Source organism: Microbacterium binotii, from assembly GCF_021398715.1.
Classification (GTDB): domain Bacteria; phylum Actinomycetota; class Actinomycetes; order Actinomycetales; family Microbacteriaceae; genus Microbacterium; species Microbacterium binotii_A.
The window spans coordinates 2886736-2902279 of sequence record NZ_CP090347.1 but is presented as its reverse complement, the minus strand read 5'-3'; the positions used below and the strand labels follow the sequence as shown (position 1 = coordinate 2902279).

13 protein-coding genes are annotated in these 15544 nt (G+C 70.7%); 8 read left to right on the top strand and 5 right to left on the bottom strand.

Annotated elements, in window-relative coordinates; genetic code table 11:
- The first annotated feature begins 30 nt into the window (after positions 1 to 30).
- The 4 genes from LXM64_RS14050 to LXM64_RS14035 all read left to right on the top strand — a co-directional run bounded on the left by LXM64_RS14050 (position 31) and on the right by LXM64_RS14035 (position 3707).
- On the top strand, positions 31 to 1116 hold the full coding sequence (locus LXM64_RS14050) for an ABC transporter substrate-binding protein (RefSeq protein ID WP_234073742.1): 1086 nt from the start codon (positions 31 to 33) through the stop codon (positions 1114 to 1116).
- A gap of 18 nt (positions 1117 to 1134) precedes the next feature.
- A complete protein-coding gene (locus LXM64_RS14045; RefSeq protein ID WP_234073741.1) occupies positions 1135 to 1968 on the top strand; it encodes an ABC transporter ATP-binding protein in 834 nt (277 codons plus the stop codon).
- Positions 1969 to 1972: 4 nt separating this feature from the next.
- Positions 1973 to 2833, top strand: a complete 861-nt coding sequence (locus LXM64_RS14040; protein ID WP_234073740.1) for an ABC transporter permease — start codon at positions 1973 to 1975, stop codon at positions 2831 to 2833.
- A 70-nt stretch (positions 2834 to 2903) separates the two neighbouring features.
- Complete coding sequence (locus LXM64_RS14035; protein ID WP_234073739.1) at positions 2904 to 3707, top strand: IclR family transcriptional regulator domain-containing protein; 804 nt, start codon at positions 2904 to 2906, stop codon at positions 3705 to 3707.
- A gap of 7 nt (positions 3708 to 3714) precedes the next feature.
- Here LXM64_RS14035 and LXM64_RS14030 read toward each other — a convergent pair whose 3' ends face one another.
- Complete coding sequence (locus LXM64_RS14030; RefSeq protein WP_234073738.1) at positions 3715 to 5097, bottom strand: FAD-dependent oxidoreductase; 1383 nt, start codon at positions 5095 to 5097, stop codon at positions 3715 to 3717.
- Positions 5094 to 6818 (bottom strand): dihydroxy-acid dehydratase, encoded by a 1725-nt coding sequence (locus tag LXM64_RS14025; RefSeq protein ID WP_234073737.1) that lies wholly within the window; start codon positions 6816 to 6818, stop codon positions 5094 to 5096. Before LXM64_RS14025 ends, LXM64_RS14030 begins: the two co-directional genes overlap by 4 nt.
- Positions 6819 to 6917: 99 nt before the next feature.
- Here LXM64_RS14025 and LXM64_RS14020 point away from each other — a divergent pair, with 99 nt between their 5' ends.
- The 4 genes from LXM64_RS14020 to LXM64_RS14005 all read left to right on the top strand — a co-directional run bounded on the left by LXM64_RS14020 (position 6918) and on the right by LXM64_RS14005 (position 12044).
- Complete coding sequence (locus LXM64_RS14020; protein ID WP_234073736.1) at positions 6918 to 8099, top strand: Bcr/CflA family efflux MFS transporter; 1182 nt, start codon at positions 6918 to 6920, stop codon at positions 8097 to 8099.
- A gap of 473 nt (positions 8100 to 8572) precedes the next feature.
- Positions 8573 to 10276: a circularly permuted type 2 ATP-grasp protein gene (locus LXM64_RS14015; RefSeq protein WP_234073735.1), complete on the top strand. Its 1704-nt coding sequence runs from the start codon at positions 8573 to 8575 to the stop codon at positions 10274 to 10276.
- Positions 10270 to 11202 (top strand): alpha-E domain-containing protein, encoded by a 933-nt coding sequence (locus tag LXM64_RS14010; protein WP_137419271.1) that lies wholly within the window; start codon positions 10270 to 10272, stop codon positions 11200 to 11202. The genes LXM64_RS14015 and LXM64_RS14010 overlap by 7 nt, the downstream gene beginning before the upstream one ends.
- Positions 11199 to 12044: a transglutaminase family protein gene (locus tag LXM64_RS14005; RefSeq protein ID WP_234073734.1), complete on the top strand. Its 846-nt coding sequence runs from the start codon at positions 11199 to 11201 to the stop codon at positions 12042 to 12044. Before LXM64_RS14010 ends, LXM64_RS14005 begins: the two co-directional genes overlap by 4 nt.
- A 46-nt stretch (positions 12045 to 12090) precedes the next feature.
- Here LXM64_RS14005 and LXM64_RS14000 read toward each other — a convergent pair whose 3' ends face one another.
- Genes LXM64_RS14000 through LXM64_RS13990 form a run of 3 tightly spaced genes read right to left on the bottom strand, consistent with a single transcriptional unit; the run spans position 12091 to position 15536 of the window.
- The gene (locus tag LXM64_RS14000; protein WP_234075491.1) at positions 12091 to 13464 is read right to left on the bottom strand and encodes an MFS transporter; all 1374 of its coding nucleotides are present in this window, start codon (positions 13462 to 13464) and stop codon (positions 12091 to 12093) included.
- 5 nt (positions 13465 to 13469) lie between these two features.
- A complete protein-coding gene (locus LXM64_RS13995; RefSeq protein WP_234073733.1) occupies positions 13470 to 13901 on the bottom strand; it encodes a MarR family winged helix-turn-helix transcriptional regulator in 432 nt (143 codons plus the stop codon).
- A gap of 45 nt (positions 13902 to 13946) precedes the next feature.
- Entirely contained in the window at positions 13947 to 15536 is a 1590-nt protein-coding gene (locus LXM64_RS13990) for a DHA2 family efflux MFS transporter permease subunit (RefSeq protein WP_234073732.1), read from the bottom strand.
- Positions 15537 to 15544 lie beyond the last annotated feature (8 nt).

The window sequence follows — 15544 nt, the reverse complement described above, 5'->3', positions numbered from 1 at the left end:
GAGCGGATCATCCCGACACAGGAGTCAGACATGATCACAGCAGTTCGTCGTACGAAGACCCGCCGTCTGTCGCTGGTCGCAGCGACGCTCGCAGCGGGCGCCCTCGCGCTCACCGGATGCGGCGCCGGCGCCGCGGAGGAGTCGGGCTCCACGCCCGGCGCGGGCGGTGACCTCGGATCCATGACGGTCGTCACGTTCCTGCCCCTGGAGTCGTTCAGCTTCGGCCCGGAGATGTTCGCTTACTCGGGCGGCTACTTCGAGAAGCACGGCCTCGATGTGACCCTCCAGCCCGTACAGGGCACGTCGGCCGCCATCCAGTCGCTGCTCGGCGGCGCGACCACCCTGACCCGCGCGAGCACGGTCGACGTGTTCCCGCCGATGGTCGACGGACAGCCGATCCGCGCCGTGGGCACGATGGCCTACAAGTCGAACCTGCGCATGATCTCGGTCGAGGACGATCCCATCACGACCCCCGCCGACATGGAGGGCAAGGTCATCGGCATGGGGTCGATCGGCGGCACCAGCGAGAAGCTCTTGAACCTCACGCTGGACGACGCGGGCATCGCGGCGGACACCGTCACCCGCCAGGCCGTCCCCGTCACGGCGGCGACCCTCGAGGTCGTGCGCCAGGGGCAGCTCGACGGATACATCGTCAGCCTCGACACCTCGCTCGCCATCGGCCAGCAGAATCCGGACGCGGTCGTCGACGATGCGGGCCTCGGCGACGCCCCCGACATCCAGACCTGGATCACGACCGAGTCCAACCTCAAGGATGAGAAGAAGGTCGCCCAGATCGAGGCGTTCATGGCCGCCATCCGCGAGGCCGTGCAGGACATGATCGACGACGCGCCGAACAACTTCGCCAACGTGCTCAAGACACTGCGCGACAGCGGCGATTGGAACTTCCCGGCGCTCGCAGACGACGAGATCGCGGCGGCCGCGCTGGAGATCTACACGACGCAGACCTGGGTCGACGCCGACGGCGGCGTCCCGCTGCTGGAGAACGACCTGGACGCCTGGAAGGCCACCTACGACACCTACGTCAAGGCGGGGATGCTCGAGGGCGGCCAGAACCCCGGCGACTGGATCACGAACGACTACGTGCCCGCGGGCTGAGCACGGGAGGGAACGATCATGAGCAACGACACCGTCGTCACGGCCGATCCGCCGCTGACGGAGACCGCGACGCAGCCTCGCCTGCGCATCCGGGGCGTCGGACGCGACTTCCAGACCCGGGCAGGGGTGACCCATGCCGTGTCAGGCGTCGACCTCGACATCCAGCGCGGCGAGTTCGTCGCCCTGATCGGGCGCTCGGGATGCGGCAAGACGACCCTTCTGCGCATGATCGGCGGCCTGCTCGCGCCGACCGCGGGCTCGATCGAGGTGGACGGGCGCCACCTGTGGCGCGACGGGCGGGTCGAGCCGTCCGCCGTGACCCGGCTCGGGTTCGTGTTCCAGGAGAGCAACCTGTTCCCCTGGTTCTCGGTGCTCGACAACATCGCGCTGCCGTTGAAGCTGCGAGGCGTGGGCAAGGCGGAGCGCCGAGCGCGTGCGGCGGAGCTGGCCGACCTCGTGGGGCTGAAGGGCTTCGAGCGGTCGTATCCGCGTGAGCTGTCCGGAGGGATGCGGCAGCGGGCCGCCATCGCGCGCTCGTTGAGCACCGAGCCCGACCTGCTGCTCATGGACGAGCCCTTCGGGGCGCTCGACGCCCTGACGCGCGAGCGGATGAACCTGGAGCTGCAGCGCATCGTCCTGCAGACCAACTCCACCGTCGTCTTCGTGACGCACGACATCCCGGAGGCGGTGTTCCTCGCGGACCGGGTCGTGCACATGACGCCTCGGCCGGGCCGCATCCGACAGATCCTGACCGTTCCGGACGCCAAGCCGCGCGACATCGAGTTGCAGACGACGCCCGGATTCAACGACATCGTGCGCAGCCTTCGCCACGACCTCGACGAGGAGGAATGAGCGCATGACCACCGTGCAAGCACCCCCGGACCAGCCGACGACCACCTCGGTCGTGACCCTCGAGCGGCGCCGCGCCCGCGCTCGGACCATGAAGATCCTGCCGTGGATCGTGACCCCGGCCCTCGTGATCGTGATCGTCGGCCTGTGGCAGCTCTACGTCAGCGTCTTCGAGGTGAATCCGTTCGTGTTCCCGCCGCCGGCCGCGGTCGGCGAGGCGTTCGTCGCACTCGTCTCCGACGGCAAGACCTGGGCGGAGGCCGGCGTCACCGTGACAGAGATCCTCGTCGGCTTCGCCGTGGCCGTCGTCCTCGGCGTGGTCGTGGGCGTCGTCCTCGGCAAGCTCCCGTGGCTCGAGGTCAGCATCCGTCCGCTCATCGTCATCGCGCAGGTGGCTCCCAAGGTCGCCTTCGTGCCGCTGTTCGTCATCTGGTTCGGTTTCGGGATCACCTCCAAGATCGTCCTGGCCGCGCTGCTGGCCTTCTTCCCCGTGATGCTCAACGTGCTCCTGGGTGTGCGATCCGTCGAGCGGGGCCAACGCGAGGTGATGCGCAGCCTCAACGCCTCCAGGGCGCAGACCTTCACGCAGCTCGAGATGCGCAGCCTGCAGCCGTACCTCTTCGCCGGTATGGAGGTCGCGATCGTGCTCGCGACCATCGGCGCCATCGTCGGCGAGTACCTCGGCGGCAGCGTCGGGCTCGGGGCGATGGTCGTCAGAGCGATGAACTCGCTGGATGCGGCGCGCACCTTCGCGCTGATCCTGCTGCTCTCGCTGATCGGTCTCGTGCTGTATCTGATCGTCAACGAGGCGAAGCGGTTCTTCATCCCCTGGCACGAGTCGGTCTACGGACTGCGCGAGAACCTCTGATCCGCACCTCACCGACGCCGCGCCCTCCCCACGGGCGCGGCGTCGGTGCGCGTCGTGGGAAGGTAGCCAGGTGACGCAGGAGGACAGATCACGCGACCGCATCCAGAGTGTGGAACGCGCCGTCGCGGTCCTGCGCGCCTTCGGCGGGCATGATGCGACGTCGAGCGTGAGCGAGCTGGCGGTGCGGGTGCAGTTGCCGAGGCCCGTCGTACGCCGCATCCTGCTCACGTTCGAGCACATCGGCTACGTCCGCAACGAGAACGGCCGCTGGGCGTTGACCGCGCGCATCCTCGAGCTCGGTGCGGGCTACTTCGCCGCTTCGTCGCTGCCCGAGATCGCGCAGCCGATCATGGCGGAGATCGTCGCGCAGACGGGGGAGACCTGCAGCATCGGCGAGCTGGACCTGCCCGATGTGATCCACGTCGCGCGCGTGGAGGAGCGGCGCCCCCTGCCGGATGCGGTGCGGGTCGGCACGCGCCTGCCCGCCCACGCGACGGCGGTCGGGCGGGTGCTCCTGGCGGATCTGCCCGAGCCCGAGCTCGCTGCCTACCTGGCGCAGCCGCGCGAGGCGTACACGCCGCTCACGATCGTCGAGACCGGTGCTCTCCGCGAGCGCCTGCGCCAGGTGCGCACGGACGGCTACGACGTGTCGATCGAGGAACTGCACCCCGGGATGATCGCGGCCGCCGTGCCGATCGTCGTCGCGGGGCGCGCGGTGGCGGGACTGACGGTGTCCTCCACCACGCTCCGCTCACGCGAGGCGGCGCTGCGCGAAGAGATCGTCCCGGCGCTGCGGGATGCGGCCGAGCGCATCGCCGCCGCGTACCGGGCGGCGAACCCCGGTGCGTACCGGATGCCGCCCGCCGCAGAGTGACCCGGTCTCAGCGCGCTGAGACCGGGGTCGGCACCACCATCTCCGCGGTCGGCTCCTCGGTGCCGAGATAGGCGCCGTCCGCGATCAGACGCGCCTGAAGCGCCGTCACGTCCACGTCGCCCACCGCGACGTGCGCGCCCAGCGCGAGCGCGGCTGCCGTGCCGGCCGCCTGGCCCATCGCGAAGCAGGGGCCGGTGACGCGCCCCGAGGACTGCCCGCCCTGGGTCATCGAGGCGCAGCGGCCGACGACGAGCAGGTTCGGCACGACCTCGGGCACCAGCATCCGGTACGGCAGCTGGTTGAAGCCTCTGCTGTCTGCGGGGGCGAAGCGGAACTCGACGTCTCCGGCCACGTGCGCCTCGACCGGCCAGCCGTTGACCCCGATCGCGTCGGTGAAATCGGCGCAGCCGAGCACGTCCTGCTCGGTGAGCATGTATCGACCGCGGATGCGGCGGGTCTCACGGATGCCGATCTGCGGGGCGATGTCGACGACGTAGGAGTCCTCGAAGCCGGGCGTGCGCTCGCGGATGAAGGCGAAGGTGTCGCGCACCTGCCGGCGCCCCTGCAGCTCCCCGTGCGAGAGCTGCCGGACGTCGGTGCCGTCGACGGCGGAGCCGTCCTCGTTGCTCAGCTGCGTGAGGTTGGACCGCCACTCCAGAGGATTGCGCTGGGGACGCACGATGGGCTTCTTACGGGGGAAGCGATGCGTGCCGGCGGCCTCCGCATCCTCCATCAGGCGACGGATGGTGCGCCACGCCGGACCCGCCTTGTCGTAGTCGACCCCGTTGATGCGGAACATCAGCGAGGGGTAGAGCAGGTGTTCCGACCGCTCGAACGGCGCACCCGCGAAGGCGGCGATGTCGGCGTCGCCGGACCCGTCGATGAAGACCGATCCGCGCACGGCCTGCCGGCCCGACTTCGATTCGATGACGACCGCGGCGATCGCGCCGTCGTCGGCGAGCACTGTGTCGACGGCGGTCGTGTGGAACAGCACCTCCGCGCCGGCCGAGACGAGCAGCTCGTCCGCGGCGATCTTGTAGGCCGAGATGTCGAACGCCTGCGCCATGATGCGGTCATCGACGCTGAGGTGCGGGTCGTTGAGGCCGTCGAGGGCGACGAGGCGGTCGAGCAGGTCGTCGGTGATGCCGCGGATGACGCGCATATCCGTCCCGTGCACGCGGGCGTGCAGGCCGCAGAAGGTGCTCAGTCCGCCCATGGTGCCCGCTCCGCCGAGGAAGCCGTAGCGCTCCAGCAGCACCACGGAGCGTCCGGCACGCGCCGCGGCCGTGGCGGCGAACAGGCCCGCGGGCCCGCCTCCCACCACGACGACGTCGTACTCCCCGATGACGGGGATGCGGGCGGCGGGCAGGGTGATCGTCGAATCGGTCATGCGTCCTCCAGGCTCGGGGTCTCGGTGTCGTCTCGGTCGCAGAGTCCCGGCCGTGCGCACAGCACGGCGCCGCATCCCAGAGGCTGAACGAGGTGCTCGTACTGGTCGAGCATGCCGCCGCCGGAGTCGCGGTCGACGGGAGGGCGGTACGGTTCGCGCGCCGCGAGCTCGGCGGGGTCCACGAGCAGGTCGACGCGCCCCTCGGAAAGGTCGATGTCGATCACATCGCCGTCCTGCACCCGACCGAGCGGACCGTCGGCGGCGGCCTCGGGGGAGACCTCGCCGATCGAGATGCCCTGGTTGACCAGTCCGCTGAACTGCCCGTCGGTCACCAGCGCGACGTCGTCGGCGAGCCCGCGCGCGTGCAGGGCGAAGATGAACGCGGAGGTCAGTCCCATCCCGGGGGCGCCCCGCACGCCGATGCCGCGGATGACCGCGACGTCGCCGCGCTGGAGCCGCCCGTCGCCGATCGCCCCGATCGCCTCCTCGCGGTTCGCGAACACCCGCGCCGGTCCTCGGAAGCGATGCGGACCGGGATCCGGGACGGGGCGCTTCGCGACGGCGCCGCCCGGGGCGAGAGAGCCGCGCAGGACGGAGATCGCGGGGTCCGTGCCGAACGGGTCCTCGAGCGAGCGGATGATCACGCCGTCCGGGGCGGGGGCCGCGGCCGCGTTGTCGGCGACGGTCGTGCCGGCCGCGGTGGGTCGCTCGCCGTGCAGCAGCGGCAGCAGTGCGCGCAGCAGCGTGGCCCCGCCACCGGCGTCGTCGAACTCCTCGATGAGTGCGGGGCCGTTGGGGCGCACGGAGGCGAGCAGCGGGGTCTGCCGCCCCAGCGTGCGGAACAGCCCCCAGACATCGACGTCCACGCCGGCCTCGATCGCGATCGCCTGCAGATGCTTGATGGTGTTCATCGAGCCGCCCACGGCGAGCATGGCGCGCACCGCATCCTGGATCGCCTCCGCGGTGATGATGGAGCGAGGTCGGATGTCGCGGGCGATCAGATCGGCCATGGCGACCGCCGAGCGGCGGACGCTGTCCCACATCCGCGCGCCGTTCGCGCGGACGGGAGCGGCGCGGGGAACGGTCATGCCGAGCGCTTCGGCGACCACGTGCATGGAGTTCGCGGTGGCCATGCCCGAGCAGACCCCCGGACCCAGGATCGCGTCGTCGGCGAGGTCGATGAGGTCGTCGGTGGGAGCTCCCGTGACGGCCGCCTGCGCGGCGAGCAGGAAGACCTCCTCGACGTCCGCCTCGCGCCCCTCGGCCAGACCCGAGTGCTGATAGCCGCACGGCACGATCACCGTCGGTACGTTCAGGCGCCCCGCCGCCATGAGGTGCGCCGGCGTCGTCTTGTCGCAGGAGCTGAGACAGATCATGCCGTCGAGCAGCGCACCCTCGACCGCCGCCTCGATGTCGTTCACGATGAGGTCGCGGCTGGGCAGGATGTAGCGCCCCGCGCGCCCCGCGCTCGTGACGAAGTCGGAAGGGGCGGCGGTGCGGATCTCGAAGGGCAGCAGGCCCTGCGCGCGGAGTTCCTTCTTGAGGACGGCGACGATGTCGTCGAGATGCGCGAAGCACGCCGCGAGATCGGACGACGTGTTGACGATCGCGATCTTGGGACGGTCGAGCTCCTCCGCAGGGATGCCGAGGGAGCGCCATTGCGCACGACGGGCGACCCCGAGCGCGGAGGTGGGAGGGAGATTGCTGCGCAACGCGGACATCCGTCGTCCTTCCAGGTCGTCATCGACTCCGTAAAGTGTACGCATTGCGATCGACTGCACGCAATGCGTACACTCGGGTCTCGTGCGAGCGGTCCTTCGATGACGGCGCCGCGGCCGCTGACCGCGGGCTTCGTCGTCGTGCTCGGTCTGCTCATGACCGCCAACCCGCTCGCGGCCAGCCTCTTCCTGCCGGGCCTCGGTGTGATCGTCGACGAGCTCGGCACCACGACCGCGGGCGGTCAGATGGTCTACACCGGGTTCTTGATCGGTGTTGCGGGCGGTCAGCTGCTGATCGGGCCGCTCTCGGACGCGACCGGCCGCCGCCCGGCGCTCCTGTGCGGGTTGGCGGTGCTCGCCGCAGCAGCCGCCGCATCCGCGGCCGCCGGATCGATCGAGGTGCTCGTGGTGACGCGCGTGGCGCAGGGCGTGGGTGCTGCGGCGGTTGTCGTCGTGGCCCGAGCGGTGGTGGCCGACCTCGCGACCGGCGTGGTCGCCGCCCGCGCGTACAGCATTCTCATGTCCGTGATCGCAGCGGGTCCGTTCGTGGCTCCCATCCTCGGCGCCGCCGCGCTGCAGCTGGGCGGCTGGCGGGCGGGCTTCCTCGTGCTCGCGGTGTTCGCCGCGCTCGCGCTGGCCGCGGCGGCCCTGTTCGTTCCCGAGAGTCTGGAGCGCGGGCGGCGACAGACCCTCCGCCTCGGTGCCATGGCCGCCAACTACGGGCGCCTGTTGCGCGATCGCGGGTACGTCCTGCCGGCCCTGTCGATGGCATTCGCCTTCGCGGCGCTCGCCGTCCACTCCGCCGCGTCCTCCTTCGTGGCGCAGGAGATCCTGCACACGGGGCCGTGGGGCTTCGCGCTCGTGTATGCGCTCTATGCGGGTTCCGTCCTCGCCGGGAGCACGCTCAACGCCGTGCTGGTGGTGCGCTTCGGGATCCGACGGATGATGGCGGCCGCGCAGGGGGCGGCGCTCGTCGCGACCACGGCGCTGTTGATCTTCGCGCTGTGGGGACCGTTCACGCTGGTGACCTTCCTCGTGCCGGTTCTCGTGAGCGGTGCGGCGGCGTCCGCGGTGCTGGCCGGTGCGAGCGCCCTCGCCCTGTCGCGAGCCCGCTTCGCCGCGGGTGCGGGGGCGGCGCTCATGGGCTCGGCACAGTACGCGGTCGCCGCCGCCGCAGCGCCCGTGGGCGGCCTGCTCGGTTCGCACACCGCCGTTCCGATGGCGGCGGGCATGCTCGGGTGCCTCGTTGTCAGCGCGCTGTGCGCCGCCCGCACCCGTCCCTGACGCGCCGGCCGGGAGTGGCGGGGCGGGGTGCGGGGGTGCTGGGCGGGGCGGGGTGCGGGCGTGCTGATGTGCGTGCCGCGTCGGGCTGATGTGCGTGTCTCACATATGCACGTGCGCGGGACATCTCGCGTGCACGTTTGAGACACGGATGCCCGCGGGCGACGCGTGGGGCGTTACGTGTCCCACTTGTGAAGGTGCGCGGGGCGTGGTGCGTGCATGTGTGAGACACGTGTGCCGCGGATGACGGTGCGGTACGCGTGGGGTGTTGCGTGTCTCACTTGTGCACGTGCGCGGGACATCTCGCGTGCACGTTTGAGACACGGATGCGCCCCGCGCGGATGCGCCCGGGCGGACGCGGGATGCGCGGCGGTGCGGGTGCGGGGGCGCGCCGCGCCGCGCCGGCCGGGACCGGAATCCACCGCGCGAACGGCGGAGAAACATCCTGGCAATACACGCGCGATTAGGCTCATCGCATGGGCGACTTGTTCGACGGCTACGGCTCCACTCTCGCGCCGCGCAAGACCCCGCAGGGGCTGCCCGCGTTCGACGAGATGTTCGGTCATCCCGCGCATCCCGGCGCGGCGGCGGAGTCGCGCAGCGCCTACCGCGAGCTCTACCAGGCGCTGGCGCGCATGACGCAGGAGGAACTGCGCGGGCGCACGGAGTCGCTCGCCTCCAGCTACCTCGCTCAAGGCGTCACCTTCGACTTCGCGGGTGAGGAGCGGCCGTTCCCGCTGGATGCGGTGCCCCGCATCATCGACTACGCGGAATGGAGCGAGATCGAGGCCGGCGTCAAGCAGCGCGTCCGGGCCCTCGAAGCGTTCCTCGACGACGCCTACGGCCGCCAGAACTGCGTGCGCGACGGCGTGATCCCGGCGCGCCTGATCGCATCGAGCCAGTACTTCTACCGCCAGGCCGCCGGCATCCACTCGGCGAACGGCGTCCGCATCCAGGTGTCCGGCATCGACCTCATCCGCGACGAGCACGGCAAGATGCGGGTGCTCGAAGACAACGTGCGCGTGCCTTCGGGCGTCAGCTACGTCATCTCCAACCGACGGGTCATGGCGCAGACTCTGCCCGAGCTGTTCCTCTCGATGCGCGTGCGTCCGGTGGGTGACTACCCCAACAAGCTGCTCGCGGCCCTGCGCGCCTCGGCCCCGCCCGGGATCGACGACCCCAATGTCGTCGTGCTCACGCCGGGCGTCTACAACTCGGCGTACTTCGAGCACACGCTGCTCGCGCGACTCATGGGCGTGGAGCTCGTCGAGGGGCGCGACCTGCTGTGCATGGGCGGGCGCGTCTTCATGCGCACCACCCGCGGCCCCAAGCGCGTCGATGTCATCTACCGCCGCGTCGACGACGACTTCCTCGACCCGCTGCAGTTCCGCGCCGACTCGATGCTGGGCGCACCGGGACTCATGCTCGCCGCGCGCATGGGCAACGTCACGATCGCCAACGCGGTGGGCAACGGCGTCGCCGACGACAAGCTGCTCTACACCTACACGCCCGACCTCATCCGCTACTACCTGTCGGAGGAGCCCATCCTGCCGATCGTGGACACATGGCGGCTCGAGGACCCGGCGGCGCTGGAAGAGGTGCTCGACCGGCTCGACGAGCTCGTCGTGAAGCCCGTCGACGGCTCCGGCGGCAAGGGGCTCGTGGTCGGTCCCGACGCCTCGCGCGCCGAGCTCGACACGCTGCGCAAGACCCTGCTGGCCGACCCGCGCGGGTGGATCGCGCAGCCGGTCGTCATGCTCTCCACCATCCCGACGCTCGTCGAGGACGGGATGCGGCCCCGTCACGCCGACCTGCGGCCGTTCGCCGTGAACGACGGCGACGACATCTGGGTGCTGCCCGGCGGTCTCACGCGTGTGGCGCTCCCGGAGGGGCAGCTCGTCGTCAACTCCAGCCAGGGCGGCGGGTCGAAGGACACCTGGGTCGTCGGCGGTGCGGCCCCTGGCCACGTCGAGTACGGCCAGGGGCAGGGGCTGGCGGGGCTCGTGGCCGACCAGGCCTCGACCATCACGCAGGCCATCCCGATCATCACGGATGCGGCATTCGAGGTCACTCCCGACGAGGTCGATCACTCGCCTCAGGACCGCCCCCGCTCGAACGTCGAGCAGCAGGAGCAGCAGCAACAGCTGCACCAGGAGGAGGGGGGTGCGCAATGCTGCTGAGCCGGATCGCCGAGAGCCTGTTCTGGATCGGGCGCTACATCGAGCGCAGCGACGGCACCGCCCGCATCCTCGACGTGCACCTGCAGCTGCTGCTCGAGGACCCGTGGATCGACGAGGACACCGCCTGCCGCTCGCTGCTCGCGGTCATGGGGTCCTCGCCGCCCGACGGTGTCGAGACGGTCACCCGCGAGCACGTGCTCGCGCGCCTCGCCGTCGACCGCATGAACCCCTCCAGCATCCTCTACTCGCTGACCTCGGCGCGCGAGAACGCCCGCCGCGCGCGGGAGATCGTCTCGACCGAGCTGTGGGAGTGCCTCAACACGACCAACGCGCGGATGCCGCGGCGACTGCAGACCGACAAGGTGCACGAGTTCTTCCAGTGGGTGCGCGAGCGCGCCGCGCTCGCGGTCGGCGTCGTCGACTCGTCGACGAGCCGGGACGAGGCGTGGCAGTTCTTCACCCTCGGCCGGTCGATCGAACGCGCCGACATGACGGCGCGGCTGCTCGCGACCCGGTCGCTGACCGAGGCGTCGGGTCCGTCGTGGACCACCATCCTGCGCTCGTGCGGTGCGTACGAGGCCTACCTGCGCACCTATCGCGGGATGCCGAGCGCGCGCAACGCGGCAGAGTTCCTGCTGCTCGACCGCCTCTTCCCGCGCTCGATCATCTACTCGATCTCGCGGGCCGAGGAGTGCATTTCCGCGATCGACCCGCGTGAGGACCGCGTGGGGCAGTCCAACCAGGTGCTTCGGGCGCTCGGCCGCATCCGCAACGACCTCGAGTACCTGCCGATCGGTGACATCCTGAGCGAGCTTCCCGCTCATATGCTCCGGGTGCAGACCGTGACGCGCGAAGCGTCCGACGCCATCCGCCAGCGCTTCTTCCCGACGCAGGCCGAGCCCAGCTGGATCGGAGAGACCTCATGAAGCGGCTGCGGATCGAGCACGAGACGGGCTTCCGGTACGGCGGCGACGTCTCCGCCTCGTACAACGAGGCGCGGATGCTGCCCGGCACCACCGAGAGTCAGTTCGTGCTCAGTGCGGCGCTCGAGATCGAGCCGTCGACCGCCGTCAACACCTACGTCGACTACTTCGGCACGCGGGTGAGCGCGTTCGACGTGCTCTCGCCCCATCAGGCGCTGACGATCACCGCGCGCTCGCTCGTCGAGGTGCGTCCGCGGCCGATCGAGCACACCGGCATCACCTGGGACCGCCTCGCGGCCGAGGCCGCGCGGTCGCTCGAGACCGTCGAGCAGCTGACGCAGACGCACCGCACGCGTCCGCATCCCGAGGTCGCCGAGCTCGCCGCATCCTACGCATCGCGGCACGACGACCCGGGCCGTGCGGCGCACGAGATCTGCGTCGCGATCGGGGACGCGGTGGAGTACATGCACGGTGTGACCGGGGTGCACTCCACGGCGATCGACGCGTGGGAGGCGCGCAAGGGCGTGTGCCAGGACATGGCGCACATCGCCATCGGTGCGCTGCGCTCCGTGGGCATCCCGGCGCGCTACGTGTCGGGCTACCTGCATCCGCGTCCGCAGGCCGAGGTCGGCGTCGCGGTGACGGGGGAGTCGCACGCGTGGGTCGAGTGGTTCGCCGGCGAGTGGACCGGCTTCGACCCGACGAACAACATCGAGATCGGCGACCGTCACGTGCTCGTGGGGCGCGGACGTGACTACAACGACGTGCCGCCGCTGCGAGGGGTGTACGCGGGACCGTTCAAGAGCAACCTGCACGTGAAGGTCACGATCACCCGCGAGGCCTGACCCGCGCGCTTCGCCGTCGTCCGGGTCGTTCGAGCGCGGCGGCGGGTCACGGACGCGGGGCGCGGGCGGTGCGGGCTGAGCGGCGGCGGATGCGGCGGCGCGCTGCCGCATCCGGGAGGGTGACCGGCGCGGTGGCCGCGGCGACCTCGTCGCTGAACTCCTCCGGCACGACGACGCGGACGGGCCGGGTCTCGTCGATCTCGAAGCGCAGGCGCGCCTCGGGGTCGCGGCGCACCCGGCCGGATGCGAGGAGCCAGGTGACGCCGATCGCGCAGCCGATGAGGCCCGCGACGGCGCCGACGTCGATCGCGGTGCGCGGTCCCCACGCATCGGCGACCCAGCCGGCGATCGGGGCGCCGATGGGGGTGGCGCCCATGATGACCGCCATGTACAGCGCGAGAACACGGCCGCGCAGGGCCGGATCCGTCGTGGTCTGCACGTAGCCGTTCGCGGTCGTGAGGATCGTGACGGTGCTGAAGCCGACGAACACGAGGCTCACGGCGTAGAGCGGGTAGGTCGGCATCGCGGCGGAGATGAGGGAGAAGACGCCGAAGGCTCCCAGCGCCGCGATCACGACCCGCATCCGGGCCCGATCGCGGCGTGCGGCCAGCAACGCTCCTGCGAGAGAGCCGATGGCGAGCACGGAGCTCAGCAGCCCGTACCCGTCGGCCTGCTGCCCGAACTGCACCGCCATGGTGGAGGCGAAGATCGGGAAGTTCATGCCGAAGGCCGCGATCAGGAACACCATCGCGAAAATCACCTTCAGATCCGGCCGGCCCGCGACGTAGCGGAAGCCGTCTGCCAGTCGTGCGCCGCCCGGCGCACGGGTGCGCGGCACGAGCTCACGCACCCGCACGAGCGTGAGCGCGACGAGCATCGCGAGGAAGGTGCCCGCGTTGACCATGAAGACCCACCCGGTGCCCACCAGCACAATCAGCACGCCGCCGATCGCCGGACCGAGCAGACGTGCGGCGTTGAAGGATGCGGAGTTGAGCGCGACGGCGTTGGAGGCGTCGTCGCGCGACACGATGTCGGTCACGAACGCCTGACGCGCCGGTGCGTCGAACGCGTTGGCGACACCGAACGCCGCCGCGAAGCACCACATGAGCGGCAGTGTCATGACGTTCGTCAGCAGCAGGACGCCGACGGCGACCGCCAGCAGCATCAGCGTCGACTGGGTGACCAGCAGCATCCGTCGTCGATCGAAGCGGTCGGCCGCCCAGCCGGTGATGCTCACGAGGACGAGGGGCGGTCCGAACTGCAGCGCCATCGTGATGCCCATGGCGGTGGCGTCGTTGTCGGTGAGCTGCGTCAGCACCACCCAGTCCTGAGCCGTCGCCTGCATCCAGCCGCCGATGTTGGAGACGAGAGCGCCCAGGAACCAGACGCGGTAGTTGAACAGCCGCATCGAGCGGAACATCGCGCTCATCGCTCCGCCACCCGGCGCAGGATCTCGGATGCGGCGTGCAGCGTCGCGCGCTCATCGGCGTCCAGCTCGTCGAGCGCCTCCTCGAGCCACGCGTTGCGACGGCGCACGGTCTCTTCGACGACGGCGCGGCCCGCATCCGTGAGCACGATGTTGACCTTGCGGCGGTCGGTGTCGTCGCTCCGGCGCTCGAGGTAGCCCGACTCTTCGAGGCAGTTGACTGTCCGGTTCATCGACGGCGCGGTCACCCGCTCGCGTGCGGCGAGCTCGCCGAGCGTGCGCGTGCCGTTGACCTTCAGCGCCATGAGCACCGAGAACTGTCCGTCGCTCATCGAGTCGACCGCGCGCTGGGCGCGCAGGCGCCGGGCGAGACGGAAGACCGACATGCGCAGCTCAGCCGCTTCGGCGGCGCGGGGGGATTCGTCGATCATCTCGATCCTTAGCATAGCTCATTAGTCTTGCTAAGGATCCCCGCGCTACCCGGTCTCGACCTCCTCGCGGCGGCGGCCGCCGAGGGTGAGCGTCGCCACCAGGCCCACGGCGATGAACCCCGCCGCGGTGAACGCGGCGTAACGGGTGCCGTCGGAGAACGCGGTCTCCGCCGCGGTCGCGATCTCGGCGGTCTGCGGGTTCGCGGCGAGGCCCGCGATGGCGCCGCCTGCGGAGTCGACGACACTCGAGACGATCTCATCGCGCTGGGATGCGGGCACGCCGGCATCGTCGAGCGAGCTCGCGAGCAGGCCGCCGGTCGAGGTGAACAGCACCGTACCGAGGATCGCGACGCCGAGCGCCGCGCCGACCTGTCGGGAGGTGGACTGCGTGCCCGAGCCCTGCCCGGAGAGCTCGACCGGGACGTCCTGGAGGATGACGCCCGTGAGCTGCGCGGTCGCGAGCCCCACGCCGAACCCGTAGACGAACAGCGCCGGCAGCAGCCAGCCCCAGGCCGCATCCGGGGCGACGACGAGGCCGACCCAGACGATGCCGATGATCTCGGCGAGCAGCCCGACCCGCACGATCGCGACCGGCGTCACGCGGCCGGATGCGGCGCCGGCGAAACCGCTCGCCACGAAGGAGCCGATCGCGAGGGCCAGGAGAACGAGACCCGTCTGCAGCGCGTCGAAGCCGAGGACGAACTGCAGCCACAGGGGCAGCGACAGGATGATGCCGAACTCGCCGAGGGCGACCGTGAGCGCGACGAGATTGCCGTCGCGGAAGGTGCCGATCCGGAAGAGCGAGAGATCGAGGAGGGCCGCGCGACCGCGGTGGACCCGGTGCGCGCTCCACGCGATGAAGGCGATGAGTGCGACCACGGCGATCGCGAAGGCGACGGGCACGGGCGAGATCGAGAACGGCCAGGTGAAGGAGCCGAGCGAGAAGGTGGTGTCGGTGTTCTGCCACCAGCCGTACGTGCGACCCTCGATGAGTCCGAACACGAGGGAGCCGAAGAGGACGACCGACAGGAATGCGCCCACTCCGTCGATGCCGCGTCGGGCCGACTCGCGGGACTCCGGGACGGTCATCAGGACGCCGATCACGATGATGACGGCGAGGGGCAGGTTGATGCCGAACGCCCAGCGCCACGAGAACGCCGTGGTGAGCCATCCGCCCAGCAGGGGCCCCACGGCCGCCATGCCGCCGATCGTCGAGCCCCACACGGCGAACGCGATGCCGCGCTCCTTGCCGCGGAAGGTCGCATTGATGAGGGAGAGCGTGGTCGGCAGGATCATCGCACCGCCCACACCCTGCACGAGGCGGGCGAGGATCAGCAGGCGCCCGTCCGGGGCGAGCGCCGCGCCGATGGAGGCGAGGGCGAAGATGACGACGCCGATGAGCATGAGCCGTCGCCGCCCGATCCGGTCGGCGATCGACCCGAACAACAGGAGGAACGCGGCGAAGACGAGCGTGTACGCCTCCTGGATCCACTGCACCTCGGTCGAGGAGACGCCGAGCTCGTCGACGATCGAGGGCACGGCGACGTTCACGATCGTCGAGTCAACGATGATCAGCGACACCGCGACGCTGATGAAGACCAGGCCCGCCCAGCGGCGGGATGACGGAGCGTTCATAAATTTGT

Coding starts and splice junctions, on each gene's coding strand:
- LXM64_RS14050 (WP_234073742.1), top strand. CDS start 31: ATGATCACAGCAGTTCGTCGTACGAAGACCCGCCGTCTGTCGCTGGTC.
- LXM64_RS14045 (WP_234073741.1), top strand. CDS start 1,135: ATGAGCAACGACACCGTCGTCACGGCCGATCCGCCGCTGACGGAGACC.
- LXM64_RS14040 (WP_234073740.1), top strand. CDS start 1,973: ATGACCACCGTGCAAGCACCCCCGGACCAGCCGACGACCACCTCGGTC.
- LXM64_RS14030 (WP_234073738.1), bottom strand. CDS start 5,097: ATGACCGATTCGACGATCACCCTGCCCGCCGCCCGCATCCCCGTCATC.
- LXM64_RS14025 (WP_234073737.1), bottom strand. CDS start 6,818: ATGTCCGCGTTGCGCAGCAATCTCCCTCCCACCTCCGCGCTCGGGGTC.
- LXM64_RS14020 (WP_234073736.1), top strand. CDS start 6,918: ATGACGGCGCCGCGGCCGCTGACCGCGGGCTTCGTCGTCGTGCTCGGT.
- LXM64_RS14015 (WP_234073735.1), top strand. CDS start 8,573: ATGGGCGACTTGTTCGACGGCTACGGCTCCACTCTCGCGCCGCGCAAG.
- LXM64_RS14005 (WP_234073734.1), top strand. CDS start 11,199: ATGAAGCGGCTGCGGATCGAGCACGAGACGGGCTTCCGGTACGGCGGC.
- LXM64_RS14000 (WP_234075491.1), bottom strand. CDS start 13,464: ATGTTCCGCTCGATGCGGCTGTTCAACTACCGCGTCTGGTTCCTGGGC.
- LXM64_RS13995 (WP_234073733.1), bottom strand. CDS start 13,901: ATGATCGACGAATCCCCCCGCGCCGCCGAAGCGGCTGAGCTGCGCATG.
- LXM64_RS13990 (WP_234073732.1), bottom strand. CDS start 15,536: ATGAACGCTCCGTCATCCCGCCGCTGGGCGGGCCTGGTCTTCATCAGC.